The sequence below is a fragment of the Mycobacterium sp. WUMAC-067 genome (assembly GCF_020217485.1).
Taxonomy (GTDB): Bacteria; Actinomycetota; Actinomycetes; order Mycobacteriales; family Mycobacteriaceae; genus Mycobacterium.
Map to the genome: position 1 here is coordinate 131,231 of NZ_JAEKMI010000012.1, position 16,011 is coordinate 147,241.

Annotated in this window: 19 protein-coding genes; 10 read left to right on the top strand and 9 right to left on the bottom strand. The window is 67.5% G+C overall.

The window, feature by feature from the left end:
* Positions 1-24 precede the first annotated feature (24 nt).
* Genes JF781_RS11295 through JF781_RS11310 form a run of 4 tightly spaced genes read right to left on the bottom strand, consistent with a single transcriptional unit; the run spans position 25 to position 3,982 of the window.
* A complete protein-coding gene (locus JF781_RS11295) occupies positions 25-1,488 on the bottom strand; it encodes an aldehyde dehydrogenase (RefSeq protein ID WP_225329848.1) in 1,464 nt (487 codons plus the stop codon).
* A 22-nt stretch (positions 1,489-1,510) separates the two neighbouring features.
* Positions 1,511-2,266 (bottom strand): carboxymuconolactone decarboxylase family protein, encoded by a 756-nt coding sequence (locus JF781_RS11300; protein ID WP_225329867.1) that lies wholly within the window; start codon positions 2,264-2,266, stop codon positions 1,511-1,513.
* A 58-nt stretch (positions 2,267-2,324) separates the two neighbouring features.
* Positions 2,325-3,146, bottom strand: a complete 822-nt coding sequence (locus JF781_RS11305; RefSeq protein WP_225329847.1) for a mycofactocin-coupled SDR family oxidoreductase — start codon at positions 3,144-3,146, stop codon at positions 2,325-2,327.
* Positions 3,147-3,151: 5 nt separating this feature from the next.
* Complete coding sequence (locus JF781_RS11310; RefSeq protein WP_225329846.1) at positions 3,152-3,982, bottom strand: mycofactocin-coupled SDR family oxidoreductase; 831 nt, start codon at positions 3,980-3,982, stop codon at positions 3,152-3,154.
* Positions 3,983-4,097: 115 nt separating this feature from the next.
* Here JF781_RS11310 and JF781_RS11315 point away from each other — a divergent pair, with 115 nt between their 5' ends.
* Positions 4,098-4,664, top strand: a complete 567-nt coding sequence (locus tag JF781_RS11315; RefSeq protein WP_225329866.1) for a TetR family transcriptional regulator — start codon at positions 4,098-4,100, stop codon at positions 4,662-4,664.
* 15 nt (positions 4,665-4,679) lie between these two features.
* Here JF781_RS11315 and JF781_RS11320 read toward each other — a convergent pair whose 3' ends face one another.
* The 3 genes from JF781_RS11320 to JF781_RS11330 form a co-directional block, all read right to left on the bottom strand.
* Positions 4,680-5,054, bottom strand: coding sequence for a DUF732 domain-containing protein (locus tag JF781_RS11320; protein WP_225329845.1), 375 nt, complete (start codon positions 5,052-5,054; stop codon positions 4,680-4,682).
* A gap of 113 nt (positions 5,055-5,167) precedes the next feature.
* A complete protein-coding gene (locus tag JF781_RS11325) occupies positions 5,168-5,533 on the bottom strand; it encodes a DUF4189 domain-containing protein (RefSeq protein ID WP_225329844.1) in 366 nt (121 codons plus the stop codon).
* An 86-nt stretch (positions 5,534-5,619) separates the two neighbouring features.
* Positions 5,620-5,838 (bottom strand): hypothetical protein, encoded by a 219-nt coding sequence (locus JF781_RS11330; protein ID WP_225329843.1) that lies wholly within the window; start codon positions 5,836-5,838, stop codon positions 5,620-5,622.
* Between the two features lie 94 nt (positions 5,839-5,932).
* Between JF781_RS11330 and JF781_RS11335 the strand changes: the two genes are divergently transcribed.
* Complete coding sequence (locus tag JF781_RS11335) at positions 5,933-7,207, top strand: amidohydrolase family protein (RefSeq protein WP_225329842.1); 1,275 nt, start codon at positions 5,933-5,935, stop codon at positions 7,205-7,207.
* On the opposite strand, the gene JF781_RS11340 is transcribed toward JF781_RS11335, so the two are convergent.
* Complete coding sequence (locus JF781_RS11340; RefSeq protein ID WP_225329841.1) at positions 7,204-8,091, bottom strand: IclR family transcriptional regulator; 888 nt, start codon at positions 8,089-8,091, stop codon at positions 7,204-7,206. The genes JF781_RS11335 and JF781_RS11340 overlap by 4 nt on opposite strands.
* A 65-nt stretch (positions 8,092-8,156) precedes the next feature.
* Here JF781_RS11340 and JF781_RS11345 point away from each other — a divergent pair, with 65 nt between their 5' ends.
* The 5 genes from JF781_RS11345 (at position 8,157) to JF781_RS11365 (ending at position 12,790) form a co-directional block, all read left to right on the top strand.
* Complete coding sequence (locus JF781_RS11345; RefSeq protein WP_225329865.1) at positions 8,157-9,071, top strand: SDR family oxidoreductase; 915 nt, start codon at positions 8,157-8,159, stop codon at positions 9,069-9,071.
* Positions 9,072-9,092: 21 nt separating this feature from the next.
* Complete coding sequence (locus JF781_RS11350) at positions 9,093-9,896, top strand: acetoacetate decarboxylase family protein (RefSeq protein ID WP_225329840.1); 804 nt, start codon at positions 9,093-9,095, stop codon at positions 9,894-9,896.
* 3 nt (positions 9,897-9,899) lie between these two features.
* The gene (locus JF781_RS11355) at positions 9,900-11,114 is read left to right on the top strand and encodes an amidohydrolase family protein (RefSeq protein ID WP_225329839.1); all 1,215 of its coding nucleotides are present in this window, start codon (positions 9,900-9,902) and stop codon (positions 11,112-11,114) included.
* A gap of 13 nt (positions 11,115-11,127) precedes the next feature.
* Positions 11,128-12,396, top strand: a complete 1,269-nt coding sequence (locus JF781_RS11360; RefSeq protein WP_225329838.1) for an amidohydrolase family protein — start codon at positions 11,128-11,130, stop codon at positions 12,394-12,396.
* A 202-nt stretch (positions 12,397-12,598) separates the two neighbouring features.
* On the top strand, positions 12,599-12,790 hold the full coding sequence (locus JF781_RS11365) for a hypothetical protein (protein ID WP_225329837.1): 192 nt from the start codon (positions 12,599-12,601) through the stop codon (positions 12,788-12,790).
* A 7-nt stretch (positions 12,791-12,797) separates the two neighbouring features.
* Here the strand turns inward: JF781_RS11365 and JF781_RS28560 are convergent, their stop codons facing one another.
* Complete coding sequence (locus JF781_RS28560; RefSeq protein ID WP_196771124.1) at positions 12,798-13,082, bottom strand: hypothetical protein; 285 nt, start codon at positions 13,080-13,082, stop codon at positions 12,798-12,800.
* A 124-nt stretch (positions 13,083-13,206) separates the two neighbouring features.
* Here JF781_RS28560 and JF781_RS11375 point away from each other — a divergent pair, with 124 nt between their 5' ends.
* The 3 genes from JF781_RS11375 to JF781_RS11385 form a co-directional block, all read left to right on the top strand.
* Positions 13,207-13,488, top strand: coding sequence for a hypothetical protein (locus JF781_RS11375; protein WP_225329835.1), 282 nt, complete (start codon positions 13,207-13,209; stop codon positions 13,486-13,488).
* Between the two features lie 152 nt (positions 13,489-13,640).
* On the top strand, positions 13,641-15,476 hold the full coding sequence (locus JF781_RS11380; protein ID WP_225329834.1) for an alpha/beta hydrolase: 1,836 nt from the start codon (positions 13,641-13,643) through the stop codon (positions 15,474-15,476).
* A partial coding sequence (locus JF781_RS11385; RefSeq protein WP_225329833.1) for a hypothetical protein occupies positions 15,473-16,011 on the top strand: 539 nt, incomplete at its 3' end. The genes JF781_RS11380 and JF781_RS11385, both read left to right, overlap by 4 nt.

The window sequence follows — 16,011 nt, forward strand, 5'->3', positions numbered from 1 at the left end:
CACGGTCTTTCGCAGCTTCGTCCGTCAGCCCATGCCGATGCGGATGTTCTTCACCTGCAAAAAGTCGTAGAGGCCTTCGACGCCGCCGGTGCGGCCGAACCCGCTTTGCTTGTATCCGCCGTAGGGGCCTTGGGGCGCGATGTCGCTGTGCCTGTTCACCCACACCGACCCCGCTTCCAGCCGGCGCGCAACCCGGTGTGCGCGTTCCAGGTTGGAGGTGGCCACGAAGGCGTTGAGGCCGTAGCGGGAATCGTTGGCGATCCTGACCGCCTCGTCCTCGTCGTGGAACGGCATCACCGACGCCACCGGCCCGAATGTCTCGGTCTGCGCCAGCGCCGAGCGGTTGTCCACGTTGGTGAAGATCGTCGGCTCGATGAAATAGCCGGACGCGAGGTCACCGCCCAGGCGGCGACCGCCGGTGATCAGGTCACCGGCCTTCTCACTGACCGCTTGGTCGATGACGCCGAGGATGCGCTCGGCGGCCGCCTCGCTGATGACGGGCCCGAGCATGACGTCGGGCTGCAGCGGATCCCCGACCTTCGCGGCCTGCACGGTCGCCACGAGTTTCTCCACGAACGTGGGGTACACCGACGCTTCGACGAGGATCCGGGAGGCGCAGGCGCAACTTTGGCCGGCCTGGGTGATGGGCCCCTGGTGGGCCGCGATGACGGCGGCCATGTCGAGGTCGGCGTCGGCGAACACGAGATACGCCGATTTGCCGCCCAATTCGGCCGTCACGGGTGTGAGGTTGTGCGATGCGGCCTGCAGTACTTTCTGCGCGGTCGCCTGGCCACCGGTGAAGTGGATCTTGCCGACCCTCGGGTGACGAACCAGCGCGTCGCCGCCGTCCGGACCGGCCGGCAGCACGTTCACCAATCCCGGCGGCAGGCCCGCCTCGAGGCAGAGTTCGCCAAAACGCAAGGGCGCCAACGACGCAACTTCCGACGGTTTGAGGATGACGGCGTTTCCCGCCGCCAGCGCGGGCGCCACGGCCGCGCCGACGACCACCAGCGGCCCGTTCCACGGGGTGAGGACGCCGACGACGCCGTAGGGTTCGCGTCCGACGATGTTGACGTCGAACACACCGGCGACGGGAGTGCTTGCGCCATGCGACTTGTCGACGTATCCGGCGTAGTAGCGCAGGAACCGCTCCGTCAGTACGGAGTTGCCGGCAACCGCGATCGGGACGCCGTAGTCGTGCACGTTGAGCTCGCTCAGCTCGGTGAAGTGGTCGCGCACCGCATCGGCCAGCGCGAACAACAGATCGCGGCGGCGATCGACGGGGTAGGACATCCATTCCCGGTGCGCGTCCCATGCGCTGTCGACGGCTCTGTCGACCTCGCTGTGGCCGGCCATGGGTATGGACGCGTTGGGCAGGCCGGTGCCCGGGTAGACGTGGCGGTAGGTTCCACCGGATGCCGCGGTAATGCGTTCTCCGCCAATGAGTAACGCACCCGAGAGCGTCGGCGACGACGCGGTTGCCGTCATGGCAGTGTCCTCCGTTGTCGTGTCAGCCGACGGGCGCGGGATCGGCCTGGTTTTCGGCCGCCACCCGCTGCTTCTGTTGCGCGATCACCTGGTTGAGGTAATCCGCCTTGGCGCAGCCGTAGTACGCCGCGAATTGCAGCGCCAGTTCGTCCATCTCCCCGAACGAGACGTCGCCGCTCTTCAGCGCCGCGTACACGTGCGACATGATCGGGATTTCGGCGTCCTGGAAGGCGACGCAGGCAACCGTGATGAGGCGGCGTTCCTTCATGCCCAAGCCGGGTCGCAGCCACATCTCGCCGAAGACGAAGTTCAGGATGCCCGCGCCCGAGTAGGGGTTGTCGCGCATCGGCGCGAACGGCAGGCAGTTGATCTCCTTGAACGATTCTTCGCCGCCCTGCAGCCGCTGCTCGGGATCACTGGCGGTGACCAGCGGCAGCAACGGCTCCGGCGGGGGAGGCGTCTCTCCGCGCGCCTCGGCGATCTTCGCCCACTGCTGATCCACGGCGATGTTGAACCGCGACGCCTTCGGCCAGCCCGCGTAGACGGCGAAATGCAGGACCGTTTCCCGCATTTCGGTGATCGTGAGGTCGCCGCTGTTCAAAGCCGCATAGACGTGCTGCTCGAGCGGGGCCTGCGCGTCCGCGGCCGCGACGCAGGCCAGCGTCACGAACCGTCGATCGCGGCGGCTGAGCCCCGGCCGCGACCACACCTCGCCGAACACGAAGTCGACCAGCCCTGCCGTGAAAGGGCCCTGACCGTCGGGCGGGTTGAACGTCATCACCTCGGCGAAGGTGCGCACCCCTCGCTCGTGTCGCGCACCGTCGTCCGTCAAAGCACTACCTGATGGTGACACCGGCGTCCACTTTCAGCTCGAGTCCTGTGACATAACGGGATTCATCGGAGAGGAGGTAGAGCACCGCGTTGCTCACATCGGTCGCCTCGATCAGCGTCGCGGGCAACGCGTTGAGAAAGATGGGCACCAGGTCGGGCCGCTGCTCGGCGATCAGCGTGTGCATCGTCGGGGGCGCCATCCCGGTGGCCACCCCGGTGGGGTGCACGGTGTTGACCCGAATGTTCTGGGCGGCAAGCTCGTTGGCGAGTGCGAGCGTCATCCCCACGATGCCGTGCTTGGACGCCGTGTAGGGCACGTGCAGCGGGGTCCCCTTGATGCCGGCCGAGGAGCTGATGTTGACCAGGCTTCCGCCGCCCCGTTCGACGAGGTGGGGGAGCGCCGCCGCGCAGGTGTTCCAGGCGCCGATGAGGTTGACGTCGACGACCAGCCGCCACTGCTCGGCGGTGGTGGTGTCCCAGGTGCCGACGGTCAGCACGCCGGCGTTGGCGACGGCGCCGTCGAGCCCGCCGAGTTCGTCGACGGCCGCGTCGACCGCCGCCTTCAACGCGGCCTCGTCACGCACGTCGACGACCGCGGTGAGCGCCCGTCGGCCGTGTTTCTCGACCAGTTTCGCGGTCTCGTTCAGATTGTCCTCGGTGGCCAGCGGGTATTCCAAACCCTCTGGGGTGGAGCAGATGTCGACGAGGATGCAGTCGGCGCCCTCTTCGGCCAGCCGCACCGCGTGCGAGCGTCCCATGCCGCGCGCCGCCCCGGTGATCAGGACCCGTTTGCCCGCGACGCGGCCCGGTGGATTGTTCGTTGCCATGGGTATCAGACCTTGTTGCAGAAGCCGGCGTCGACGGGGAAGGTCACGCCGGTCACGTACTTGGCGTCATCGGAGACCAGGTAGGCGATGGCGGCGCTGATGTCCTCGGGTTCCAGCATGCCGACGGGCATCGGGTTCTGCAGGTGGGGGCCGGCGCCGGGATTCTTCCCCAGGAAATCGGTCATGTCGTCGTTGGTCGCCATCATCGTGTTGACGGCGGTCGGGTGCACGGTGTTCACCCGAATATTCAGCGGCGCAAGCGCATTGGCCATGGTGCGCATCAACCCGACTATGCCGTGTTTGGACGCCGCGTAGCCCAGGCCGCCGCCTTGCAGTCCGCCGAAGCCCTTGATGCCGGCGGTCGAGCTGGTGAAGATGATCACCCCGCCGCGATTACCGGTCAACAGATGCGGAACGGCCGCCCACGCGGTGTGATAGGCCCCGTCGAGGTTGACGCCGACGACCGCGCGCCACTGCGCCAGCTCCTCCTCAATGCTCAACTCGCGGAACGCCAATGGCGCGATCCCGGCGTTGGCCAACACGATGTCGAGGCGGCCGAAGTGCTCGACGCCGCTATCCATCGCGGTCTTGACCTGCTCGAAGTCGCGCACATCGGCCACCGTGCCCAGCATCTTTCCGCCGGCCTCTTCGACGAGGGCGACGGTCTGGTCCAGTTCCTCGCGGGAGGCCATCGGATATCCGTTGGCGGGGATATCGGCGCAGATGTCGATCCCGATGATGTTGGCGCCCTCGCGGGCGAGCCGTACCGCGTGGCTGCGGCCCTGGCCGCGCGCCACCCCGGTGATGAAGGCGACTTTGCCATCTAACGAACCCACGGCGCGTTTCCTCTTTCCTTGGTCATCGGCCCAGATCAGGCCGGAGTAACGCCGTTACTCCCGTGCTCACAGTAACATGGTTACTGTGAAGGCGACAGGGCCCCGAGTGGAGACCGTGGACAGCGCGTCGGGGCCGCGGGTCGATCCGATCCTGGACATCGTGGTCGAGATGCTCGACACCGAGGGCTACGAGGCCGTTCAGCTCCGCGAGGTGGCGCGACGGGCCCGCGTTTCGTTGGCGACCATCTACAAGCGGTATCCGACGCGCGACGAACTCATCGTCGCCGCGCTGGAAGGCTGGATGGACGCCAACCGCTACGCGGGATTGCCTTCGCTGATCGACGATCTGCCCGGCGATTCGATCTATGTGGACCTGATGCACGTGATGAGGACCATCTTCGAGCCGTGGGAACAGCACCCGTTGATGCTGCGCTCCTACTTCCAGGCGCGATCGGGGCCCGGGGGGAAACGCCTCATCCAGCGCGGTGTCGACGCCGTCGTCCCGGTCGCCAAAGCCATTCTGGCCCAAGCGGATCCGGGGTTCGCCAAAGACCTCGAGCTCATCCTGCCCGGCGTCGTGTTCGGGTTTCTCACGCGATTCGCCCAAGGGGAGATCGACGTTACCGAGATCGTGCCCGGCATTGAACGCACGGTGTTCTGGCTGACCGCGGCGCAGGGCTGAGCGCGTGACCCGCTCTCACATCAGCGGTGGTGGTATCAACCACGTCATCGACGGATCGACGTCGTCTCTGTGTTCCGGGCAGTAGCTGGCCACCGAAAGACCGATGAAGTAGCCGGATTGCTTCGCCGACATGGGCGTTTGCTTCGTCAGTTTGATTGCCAGCATGGATACGTTCGGGTTCGTTTCGATGCTGGTGCACACCGCGTGGGCCGTTGCGATCGCATCGTCGTCGTCGAACATCGTGATCCCGCCTTTGTCGAGGCCGGCGAGGAACGCATCATCGGCATCATCGTCCGCCGCCGCCGGTGCCGCGCAGGCCAGCGCGCCCGTGGACAGGACGATCGCGCAGGCGGCCGCCCACCTCGCAGCACCGGCCGTCAGATGAGCCATGGCCTCCCCTCTATGCGCGGGCCAATCGGCGACAAGTCAAGGACGACTTAAGTGAACGATAGCCGAAATCGCGGTGTCCACCGCGCGATCGCGCGCAGGCTTCGCCGCGGTTTTCATGACGAGCAATGGGAGGCTTTGATCCGTCCGTTGGGCGCGCCCAGCCTGGCCAGGGCGTCCGCATTGGATGCCGTTGTGTCCGGGCCGGATCCGCCCTGGAACCGGCCGGAACGGTCGAACGCCACCGATGCGCAGCCGTTGCGCGTGCCGGCCACGACTTCGCACACGTCGCCGGCCTCGGCGGTGCAGTGGGCCAATGCGATCTGGTTGGCCTGGTCCTGACTGCCCCCGGTGCCCCAGCCGGCGGCGCGTCCGCTCCCGACGGAGACCGCCAGGGCGACGAAGTCATCGTCGGCCGCGGCCGTCGGCGCCGCGACGAGCGCGCAACCGATCGCGACGACGACGGCAATGATTGACCGCACCGGCCGGCTCCTTCGCAACGCTCAGGACAGGAATTTAGCGCCGAGGTCGGCGTCCGCGCGGGAAAATGGACCGCTGCGTCGCGCGGCTACGGGTTGCCCTCCGGGTCTTCGGCCAGGTAGGTGACGTCATACCAGCGCTTCTGAGGTTCGGCGTCGGACGGCTCGCTCGCAGTGGCCCGCTCGAGTCGAACGTCCGTCAGATGCGGATTGTCAACGCGGATATAGTCTTCCAGCTCGGCGTGCAGCGCTTCGCCGTGCAGGCTGATGTCCGCGAGCGCCCTGCCGTCGTACCTCGTCCAACTCACGGGTGACATCTTGCTCCGGTCACGGCCCGGACTTTCGTTGGCCCTTCGCGAGCCGACCCGTTTCTCCTATACTCGACGTACCTTTGGAGGTGCGATGGCTACAAGCTGGGACACGCTGGATCGCTACGTCGTCATTTCGACGGACACTCACGCCGGGGCGGATCTTTACGACTACAAACCGTATCTGCCGGCCAGTCTGCACGCGGAGTTCGATGCGTGGGCCAAGGCCTACGCCAGCCCGTTCGACGATCTGATCGTCGCGACCGCCAACCGGAACTGGGACCACGAGCTTCGGATCGCCGAGATGGACGCCGACGGCGTGGCCGCCGAGGTGCTGCTGCCCAACACCGTTCCGCCGTTCTTCCCGACGACCCCGAACATCACCATCAGCCTGCCTCGCACGCGCGAGGACTTCGAGAAGCGTTGGGCCGGCGTGCAGGCCCACAACCGGTGGCAGGTCGATTTCTGTTCGCTGGCGCCCGCCCGGCGCCGCGGGCTGATCCAAATCTTCCCCAACGATGTCGATTTGGCGCTGGAGGAGATCCGCTGGGGTGCGGAGCAGGAATGCTTTGGCGGCGTGCTCATTCCGCCGGTCTCGCCCGGCGATTCGCAGGTGGCCCCGCTTTTCCACACCCGCTATGAACCGCTCTGGGCGCTGTGCGCGGAACTCGACCTCACGGTGGTGCAGCACGCGGGCGCCGGCAGCCCGGAGATGCCGATGGACCAACCGGCCTCCAACGCGGTGTTGATCACCGAGATGGCGCTGTGGGCCCAGCGGACGCTCGGTCACCTGATTCTGGCCGGAGTGTTCGAGCGCCACCCGACGCTGCGATTCGTGCCGACCGAACAGGGCACGCTCTGGGTGCCCGGGCAGCTCGCCGTCCTCGACGCCATGGTGCCCACCATGAAGTCGGACGCCGGCAACCGCACCTACGGAATGTTCGGCGGATCGTCGGTCGACGAGCTCACCCTGACGCCGAGCGAATACGTCCAGCGGAACTGCTATTTGGCCACCGAGCTGATGCCGTACGACAGCGCGATGATCGACTTCATGGGCCCCGATCACATCATGTGGGGCAGTGACTATCCCCACGAGGAAGGCTTTGCGCCCCACTCCACGTTAGCCATTCGTTGGGCCCTGCACGACAGGCCGCAGGACGTTTGCCGAAAGATACTGGGCGGCAACGCCGCTCGCCTGTACCGCTTCGACCTCGATGCCCTGGTGCCGGTCGCCGGCAAGATCGGGCCCACCGTCGCCGAGGTGCAGACCCCCCTCGAGGACACGGGATATCGCGCCCCGGCCGCGTTCGGCTACCGACCCTTCGAAGGGGGCCTGGCCCTCAAGCGGCTGGCTCCGCAGCGGCGCTAAGCGGATTCGTCGCTCAACGCGGCGCTCAGCCGGCGGGTCGCCGACGACAGCTGGGCCCCCAGGCCGGTGACCGCCGCGCCGCTCATCGGCTCGGCGCTGGGGACCAGGCTGAGCATCAACGCGATGCGCGACCCGGGTCCCAGGATCGGGGAGTCGATGTGGCTCACCTCGTAGGTGCGGTCCGGGTCGAGATCGATCGGGAACCACTCCTCCTGGTGGATCAACTCGTCGGTCAATTCCTGTGCCAGCCGGCTCAGCCGGGTGGAGCGCACCTCGGCGCTGCGCACGATCAGCGCCAGTTCCTGCAGGCGCAGATCGGGTAGGAGGTGCAGGCCGACGGCGTAGCCACGCGCCCGGGCGGTGGTGATGGCCTCGCGGTAGCGGTCGCGCACGTCGTCGGGCAGGGCGGCCAGCCAGCGTTCCCGAACCTCGGGACCGGCCCACGCGACAGTCGACGCCCCATACGGCGGGCGGTGGGGGAACTGGGTGCCGATGGGCATCGGGTGACCGCCGCCGTGACGGCTTCGGACCTGATCGACGACGGTCGAGTAGTCCTCGCTCACCGAGAAGGCCACGCAGTGCGCGCCCGTCGCGGCCGACAGCTCGGCCATCGCGGAACGGGCCAACACCAGGGCCGGGTAGCGGCCCGCGGCCTCGCGGCCGAGGCGGACCAGCGCCGGACCGAGGTGGTAGGTCTTGCGCACCGGGTCGCGCAGCAGCCAGCCGGCCCGGAGCAGCTCCGACAGCATCGAGTGGCAGCTGGCCTTGTGCACGCTCAAGTGGCGCGACACCTCGGCCAATGTCATTCCCCGGCTCCCGTCGCCCGCCAGCTGCTCGAACAGGTTGACGACCCGTTCGGTCTGGGGGGAGGGGCGCGGGGCCATGGGCGCAATGGTCGCATATTGCGACTGCTTGCGGTGATATAAGCGACCATGTGACCATGGCCACAATGGAAGACCTGCGGGGCAAGGTGGCGGTCGTGACCGGCGGGGCCGGGGGCATCGGCCGGGCCATGGGCCGCCGTTTCGGCCACGAGGGCATGAAGGTGGTGCTGGCCGACGTCCTCGCCGAACCCCTCGAGGAGGCGACGCGGGCGCTCGCGGACGAGGGCGTCGAGGCGGCCGGGGTTCTCACCGACGTCACCGACTATTCCTCGGTCGAGTCGCTGGCCAAGGAGGCGCTGACCCGCTTCGGCGCGGTGCACGTGGTGTGCAACAACGCGGGCACCGGCGGGGTCTCCGAGGGATACATGTGGGAGCACGACCTGGCCGACTGGCGCTGGGGGATCGACGTCAACGTGCTCGGCGTCATCCACGGCATCAAGGCCTTCGTGCCCATCCTGCTCGAGCAGGGCGAAGGGCACGTGGTCAACACCTGCTCGGGCAACGGCGGGTTCGCGCCGATCGCCCGGGGCGCCATGGGCGGCCCGGCCACCGCGGTCTACCCGATGACCAAGGCGGCGGTGCTCTGCCTGACCGAGAGCCTCTACACCCACCTGGAGATGACCGGGACGCGGGTGCGGGCGCACGTCCTTTTCCCCGGCGGCTTCTTGAACACCGGCATCTGGGAATCGTGGCGGCACCGCCCGCAGCGCTACGCCGCCACCCAGCAACGTCGCACGCCCGAGCAGACGCTGGACAAGGTCGTGGCCCGCTTCGAATCCGCCGGCGCCCACGTCGAATTCACCCCGCTCGAGACGGTCGCCGACCAGGTGGTGGACGGCATTCGCGCGGACCGCTTCTGGATGATGGGCCCGCCCACCCCCGCCGATCAGGTGGTGAGCAGCAAGGCGGCGTCGATCCTCGCTCGTGGAGCCCCCGACTACCTGGTCGACGTCCTCGGCCGAAGCGCCGGCAAGGACTGAAGAAAACGGAAGGAGAAACCGTTGAGCACCAACGTCATTCGCTACGGTCCTCGCCCGCCCGAGGCGCAGGTCGACCACGAGATCGATGCCACCAAGGCGCCGATCGCCACCGAGGCGGTCACCGTCACCTACCTCACCGATCCGGAGATCGTCGCCGCCGTGCTGCCCCGGCCGCTGGAGCCGGCGGCCGAACCGCTGGTGCGCATCCAGCTGCAGCGGGTCCGGATCGAGGGCATGGCGCCGTTCGGGTCGGCGGTGTTTTCGGTGACCGCCCGGCACGGCGACGTCGAGGGTGACTATCCGCTCTTCATGCCCCAGTCCACCGAGCAGTCGGTCACCGGCGGGCGCGAAACATTCGGTGAGCCAAAGAAATTGGCCCGCATCGAAGTGGAGCGCGACGGCGATCGCGTCACCGCCGCCGTCGACCGGCTGGGCTGTCAGCTCATCAGGGTGAACGGACAGATCACCGGCCCGGCGGAGTTGCCGCCCGACCAGGTGAACACCGAGTTCTACTTCAAGTTCCTGCGCGCCCCCGACGGCGGCGGCATCACCGACCCCCACCTGGTCTACGGCGAGTACCACCGCCACTACGAGCTGCTGGAGACCATCGACGGCACCGTCGAGTTGGGGGAGTCGCCGCTGGATCCGGTGGCCGACATCGTCATTCGCCAGATCAGGTCGATCACCTGGTGTCGGCGGCGCACCGTCCAGGTGGGCCGGATCGCGGAGCGGGTGCCGCAGGAGTGGCTGCTGCCCTACGTGCACCAGCGCTACGACGACGTCGCGCTGCTCGCTGCCCCCAGGCCCGAGCCGGCGCGGGCGTAGCGCATGGACCGCTACACCGTCATCTCGGCCGACTGCCACGCCGGCGCCGATCTGCTCGCCTACCGCGAGTACCTCGACCCGCAGTACCGGGACGAATTCGACGGCTGGGCAAAGACATACGTCAACCCGTTCGGGGATCTCACCGAGCCCGAGGCCGAACGTAACTGGAACAGCGATCGGCGCAACGCCGATCTGGATACCGAAGGCATTGCGGGGGAAGTCATTTACCCTAACACCGTGCCGCCGTTCTTTCCTCAGGCGAGCCTGGCCGCCCCTCCGCCGGAGACCGCCCGGGAACTCGAGCTGCGCTGGGCCGGCCTGCGGGCGCACAATCGCTGGCTGGCCGACTTCTGCTCCCTGTCGCCCGAGCGGCGCGCCGGGGTGGGCCAGATCCTGCTTCCGGATCTCGACGAGGCCATCGCCGAGATCGCGCAGATCGCCAAGCTGGGCCTGCGTGGCGGTGTGCTGCTGCCCGGGATCGCCCCGGACACCGGCCTTCCCGCGCTCTACGCCGAGCACTGGGAGCCGCTGTGGGCGGCGTGCGCGGAGGCGGGCCTGGTGGTCAACCACCACGGCGGCAGCGCCGGGCCGAGCCCGACGGACGGGTGGGGCAGCTCGTTCGCGGTGTGGGTGTACGAGACGCACTGGTGGGCGCATCGGGCGTTGTGGCACTTGATCTTCAGTGGCGCGCTGGACCGCCATCCGGACCTCGTCGTGGTCTTCACCGAGCAGGGCGCCGGGTGGATCCCGGCGACGCTCGACTCGCTCGACGTGGCCGCGGCCCGGTACGGGCGGGAGAATTCGGCGATCGCGCGGTTCGCCGGGCCCACCGCCGGCTCGCTGCGGCTGCGGCCCAGCGAGTACTGGGCCCGCCAGTGTTACGTCGGCGCCAGCTTCATGCGCCCCGTCGAGTGCGCCGAGCGGCACGGCATCGGCGTCGACCGAATCATGTGGGGAAGCGACTACCCGCACTACGAGGGGACCGCCCCCTACACGCGGGAAGCGTTGCGCCACACCTTCAGCGACGTCCCGACCGCCGAGGTGGCCGCCATGGTGGGCGGCAACGCGGCCGGCGTGTACGGGTTCGACCTCGAAACCCTGGCGCCCCTTGTCGACCGGATCGGCCCGACCGTAGCCGAGGTCGCCGAGCCGCTGGCCGCCATACCTGCCGACGCGCGCAGCACCGTCTTTGAACCCGACCCCATCCGTGCTTGGTAAGGAAGGACCATCCGTGAACCCCTACATCATCATCTCCGCGGACACCCACGCCGAACTCCCGACCGAGCGGTACCGCGAATACGTCGACCCCGAGTACCGCGAGGACTTCGAGGCCTACCTGGCTGAGAAGACCGCCGCGGCGCAGGCGGGCGGATTCATCGACGAGGAGTTCGCCCAGGAGTGGTTCTCCGAGCATGGCGACGGCATCGCCGGGGGATGGGATGTAGGCCTGCGCGACAAGGAACTCGACGGCGACGGGGTGGTCGGCGAGGTCATTTTCCCCGACGCCGACGCCGTCACCGGGGTGGCCGGGGCCCCGTTCGGCGCCGGGCTGGGCCAGTCGGGCGACCTCGACCCGGGGCGGGCCATGGCCGGGGCGCGGGCCCACAATCGCTGGTTGGCCGAATTGTGCAGCCACAGCCCCGAACGCCGCGCCGGGGTGGCCGTCGTGCCGATCCTCGCGGACGTCGACGCGGCGGTAGCCGAGATCACCCGCGCGGCGGAATCCGGGCTGCGCGGCGGGATCCTGATCCCGGCGCGCTGGGTCGGCTACCCGCCGTACCACGATCGTCGCTACGACAAGGTCTGGGCCGCCTGCCAGGACCTGCAGATGCCGATCCACACCCACTCCGGCCCCGCCCCGCAGGAGGAGTACGGGGGCCACCTGGGCATCTATGTGACCGAGGTGCGCTGGTGGGGCGCCCGGCCGTTGTGGTTCGCGCTGTGGTCGGGCGTGTTCGAGCGCTTCCCCGGGCTGCGCTGGGGGGTCACCGAGTGCGGCGCGTTCTGGGCCAACGATCTGCTGTGGCTGATGGACACGCGGTATCTGCGCGAGCACTCGGCCAAGAAGATGAGCCACCTGATGGAGGGCGACCTGACGATGCCGCCGTCGGCCTACTTCGACCGGAACTGCTTCATCGGGGCCACCACCACCGAGCGTCGGGAGTTGGCGCGCCGCTACGAGATCGGCGTATCGAACCTCCTGTGGGGCAACGACTTTCCCCATCCGGAGGGGACCTGGCCGCACACCCGCGAATGGCTGCGCCGCTCCTTCTGGGACATCCCCGTCGAGGAGACCCGCCAGATGCTGGGCCTGGCGGCGGCCGAGCTGTACAACTTCGATCTGGGGGCGCTGGCCTCGCTGGCCGAGCGCATCGGCCCGACCCCTGAGGACCTCGGCCAGGACGATGCGGTGAGCATCCCCAAGTGGGAGGCGGCGCGCCGCGTCGGACGGCATTGGCTGACCGACGCCGAGCCGATCCCCGATCTTGTGGAGAACTGAATAGCTTCATCAGGTCCCGGCGCCTCGCTCCCGGCGCGATGGCGGTATTCCGTTGCGGCGCAACGTGTCTGATTGCCGCTCGAGGCTATTGCCTCGATGAAGCTTTCGTGGCCGCCGGGGTCATTGCCAGCCGTGGAAGGATGGCGATGATGACCACGGTATCTGCGGGATTATCGGTTGCACCGGTGCTGATGGGTTGAGCGTGCCCCTCAAACGCGTTGACGAACTCAAGCCCGGCGACAGGATCCGCATGAAGGTCGGGCATGCCACCGTCGTCGCGACGGAACCCCTGGGCGATGACCGCACCCTGCTCACCTTTACCTACGGGACCACGGCTCCCGCCGACAGCGGTCTCACCGTGGACGTCCTGGATGACGACGGCTGGGGTTGGTAAGCGGGGATCACGGCTCCGGCGGCGGCGCCGGTGGGTTATCCCAACTTCCCGGCGTGCCGGCGGGCACCTGCATCCCGAGCCAGTTGCACGGCATCATCGATCGCCACGCGATGAACGCGCACTGCTGTTCAGGCGTCAACGGGCTTGGCCCCGCGCAGGGCGGCGTGCCCGCCGTCCCGCAAATCGGGTCGGCCGCGGCGGGTGGTGACGCGGCGAATGTGGCGACGGCGATCATCGGCGCGATGGCCGCGATGAATGTGGTGACGAAACGTCGGGTGCGATGCATGGCCACCTCGAATCTGTAGCTCCGTGCGCAGATCGTAACGCCAGGCCTTGGCGCCGGGTGGCCGTTTGCCGACGTAGCTGGCTTGCGGTTTGGCGGATAATACGGACTATCGCATGGAAGGGAGGCCGTCATGACCGGCACCGCTAGCACTCCGACCAGACCGACGTGGACTCGCTGGCTCTACCCAATCCTGGCCATCACCGGCACCGCGGTCGGCATCGTCGTCATCGTCGCCGTTCTGTATCTGCTCTTCTCGCGGCCGGGCTGCTGTCCCTCAATGATGAAAGCCGACCCGCCGGCGGCCCAGCAGATGGATTGCTGCGCCGCGATGATGAAAGACATGAAAATGCCGCCGGGGCCCGGCATGCCGTCGATGCCCCCGATGCCCATGCCCAGCCATTCCGGCGGCTGACTTTTGCCGAACCCAACCGTCCGCCAGGCCAGTCCTCTTCGAAGGGAACAACAGTCGATCGCGCGGTCGACGTGACTGGCTTGAACTACCGCCAACGGAAGGTAGCGTCATAGCTCTCGGAGAGAACAAGTAGCGGATTTGCGGGCGGTGCGATGCAGCTGGTCTGGCTAAACGTTGCCGACTTGATCGCCCAGGCCGGCGGCGATCCTTGGGAGATCAACCGGAGTTTGCAGGCCGGCAGCCCATTTCAGATTTCTCAACTGGCGGGTGCCTTCCACCAAGCGGGCCGATGCACCCAGGAGGCCGACCATGCCTTCCAGCAAGCCCGCGACCGCTTCGACGCCGCCTGGAATCACCAGAACGGCGACCACCCGATCAACGGCTCAGCCGAGGTGCAGCGCACCGTCAAATCGCTTGGCGCGCAATCGCTGCAACTTCCCAAGATCGCGGTCGACCTGGAGAACATCGCCGCCGCCCTGGCCGAGGCGCAGAAGGCGGGCGCCAGCGACATCGCCGCGTTGGAGGCCCAACTGCAGCAGCTCGACAACATCATCGGGGCGGCCGCGCACGACCTGCAAGATCCGAACCTGGACGCGAATGCCCGAAGTGCGCTGCAGTCGTTGATTAACGACGCCAGAGCCGACGCGGCCGATGACACCCGAAGCGCCCTCGGCCAATTGCAGGGGATACGAAACGGTTATTCGGGCACGCTGCAGAACTCACTGACCACCCTGCGCGCCGACGGCTACGACCCCAAACCCCTTGCGCCGGCCGACGCCCAGGCAGGCCCCGAAGAGTTCGCCATCCCGCCGCCCAGTACCAAGCCCGAAGACGTCAAGCGGTGGTGGGATTCCCTGAGCCAGCAGCAAAAAGACCAGTTGCTCGCTCAGCATCCGCCCGAGCTGGGCAACCTCAACGGCATCGACACCATCTCTCGCGACACGGTCAACCAGGCGGTGATGAACGACGACATTGCCCGCGTCGAGAACGCCGCCGCACAGCATCATGTGTCGGTGGACCAGGTGACCCAACACCCGGAGCAGTACGGCCTCGCCCCGTCGGCCATCACGCGCTACAGCAACGCCGTGAAGACCAAAGCCGGGCTCAGTACGGATTCCGACGGCGGCAAGAACCCCGTCTTCTTGCAAACGTATGACCCCGAAGCGTTCGAGGGCCGGGGCAGGGAAGCCATTGCCATCGGCAACCCCGACACCGCCGACAACACCACGGTGCTGGTGCCCGGGACCGGCAGCAGCGTCCGGGACGGCTACCTGACGCACCGCGACGGGCTCAACGTCTACAACGAGACCCAGCGGGCCGACCCGAACAAGTCCAATTCGGTGTTGGTGTGGATGGGCTACCACGCCCCCGACAGCGCGATCGACCCCCAGATCGGGCAGACGACGCTCGCGAGAAATGGGGGTGGTCTACTCGCCGGGGATGTCAACGCTCTCGCGGTGACTCATGGCGGCGCGCCCTCTCACGTGACCGTGATGGGCCATTCCTATGGGTCGACCACCGTGGCCGACGCCGCAGCCGGCTCCGGAATGCATGCCAACGACATCGTGCTCGTCGGCTGCCCGGGAACCGACCTCGCGCACAGCGCCGGCGACTTCCACCTGCCCGAAGGCGGACACGTTTACGTGGGCGCCGCATCGACGGACCCGATCACGCACTTGGGTGGCATCCAGGGGCATCTGCCGGGAACGGGGGTCACCATCGGACTCGGTTCCGACCCCGCCGTCGAAGGGTTCGGTTCGACGCGGTTCAAGGCCGAGGCCCCCGGGCTCACGTCTCCGCTGAAGGACCACAGTTCCTACTTCACCCCCGGTAATGAATCGTTGTTCAGCATCGGTGACATAGCATCGGGCCACGGTGACGCATTGGCCCACGACAGCATGACCGCACAGCATCGCGGCACCTACTGGCTGCCTGATGAATTCGACCCAGAATCGCTTCGGCGCCCTACCGGAGGTCATTACCATTGAAAGTTTCGACGATCACCTTCGAGCGGATCGGCGCCGCCATGTGCCGTTCGGTTGTTGTCTACATCGCAGCGGGCGTGCTGATGATCGCGCTTCAATCATGCAGCGCCGTAAGGAATGTGAGCGAAGGGGTGCCTAATCCAATGACTCCGGAACAATCTCGGGCGCAGGTGGTCGATGCGGCGCGGGAAATCGCGACAACCCTGAGCCTCAAGGGCGTATCCGCCAACTTCACCCGAGATTCCTGTAATGACCAAGCCGTGGCGCCTTTTCGGGGCCGAGTGGAACTCAAGTACGACCACGCGCCCACCCTGGAGGCATCCCGAGCCGAGATTCAGCAGATGATCGGGGTGCTCAAACAGCACGGCTGGGGAGGCCCGGGGGACTTCCACACGCATGCCTCGGCCGTGAGCAAGCAAGGCGTAACGGCGGTCTTTGATCCCTACTCGCCGGTCCAGAAGTCCGGTGGATCGATCAGCATCTACGGCGAGTGCCGGGACATGACGACGAAACAGAACACCCTGCCCGAGCCGATACC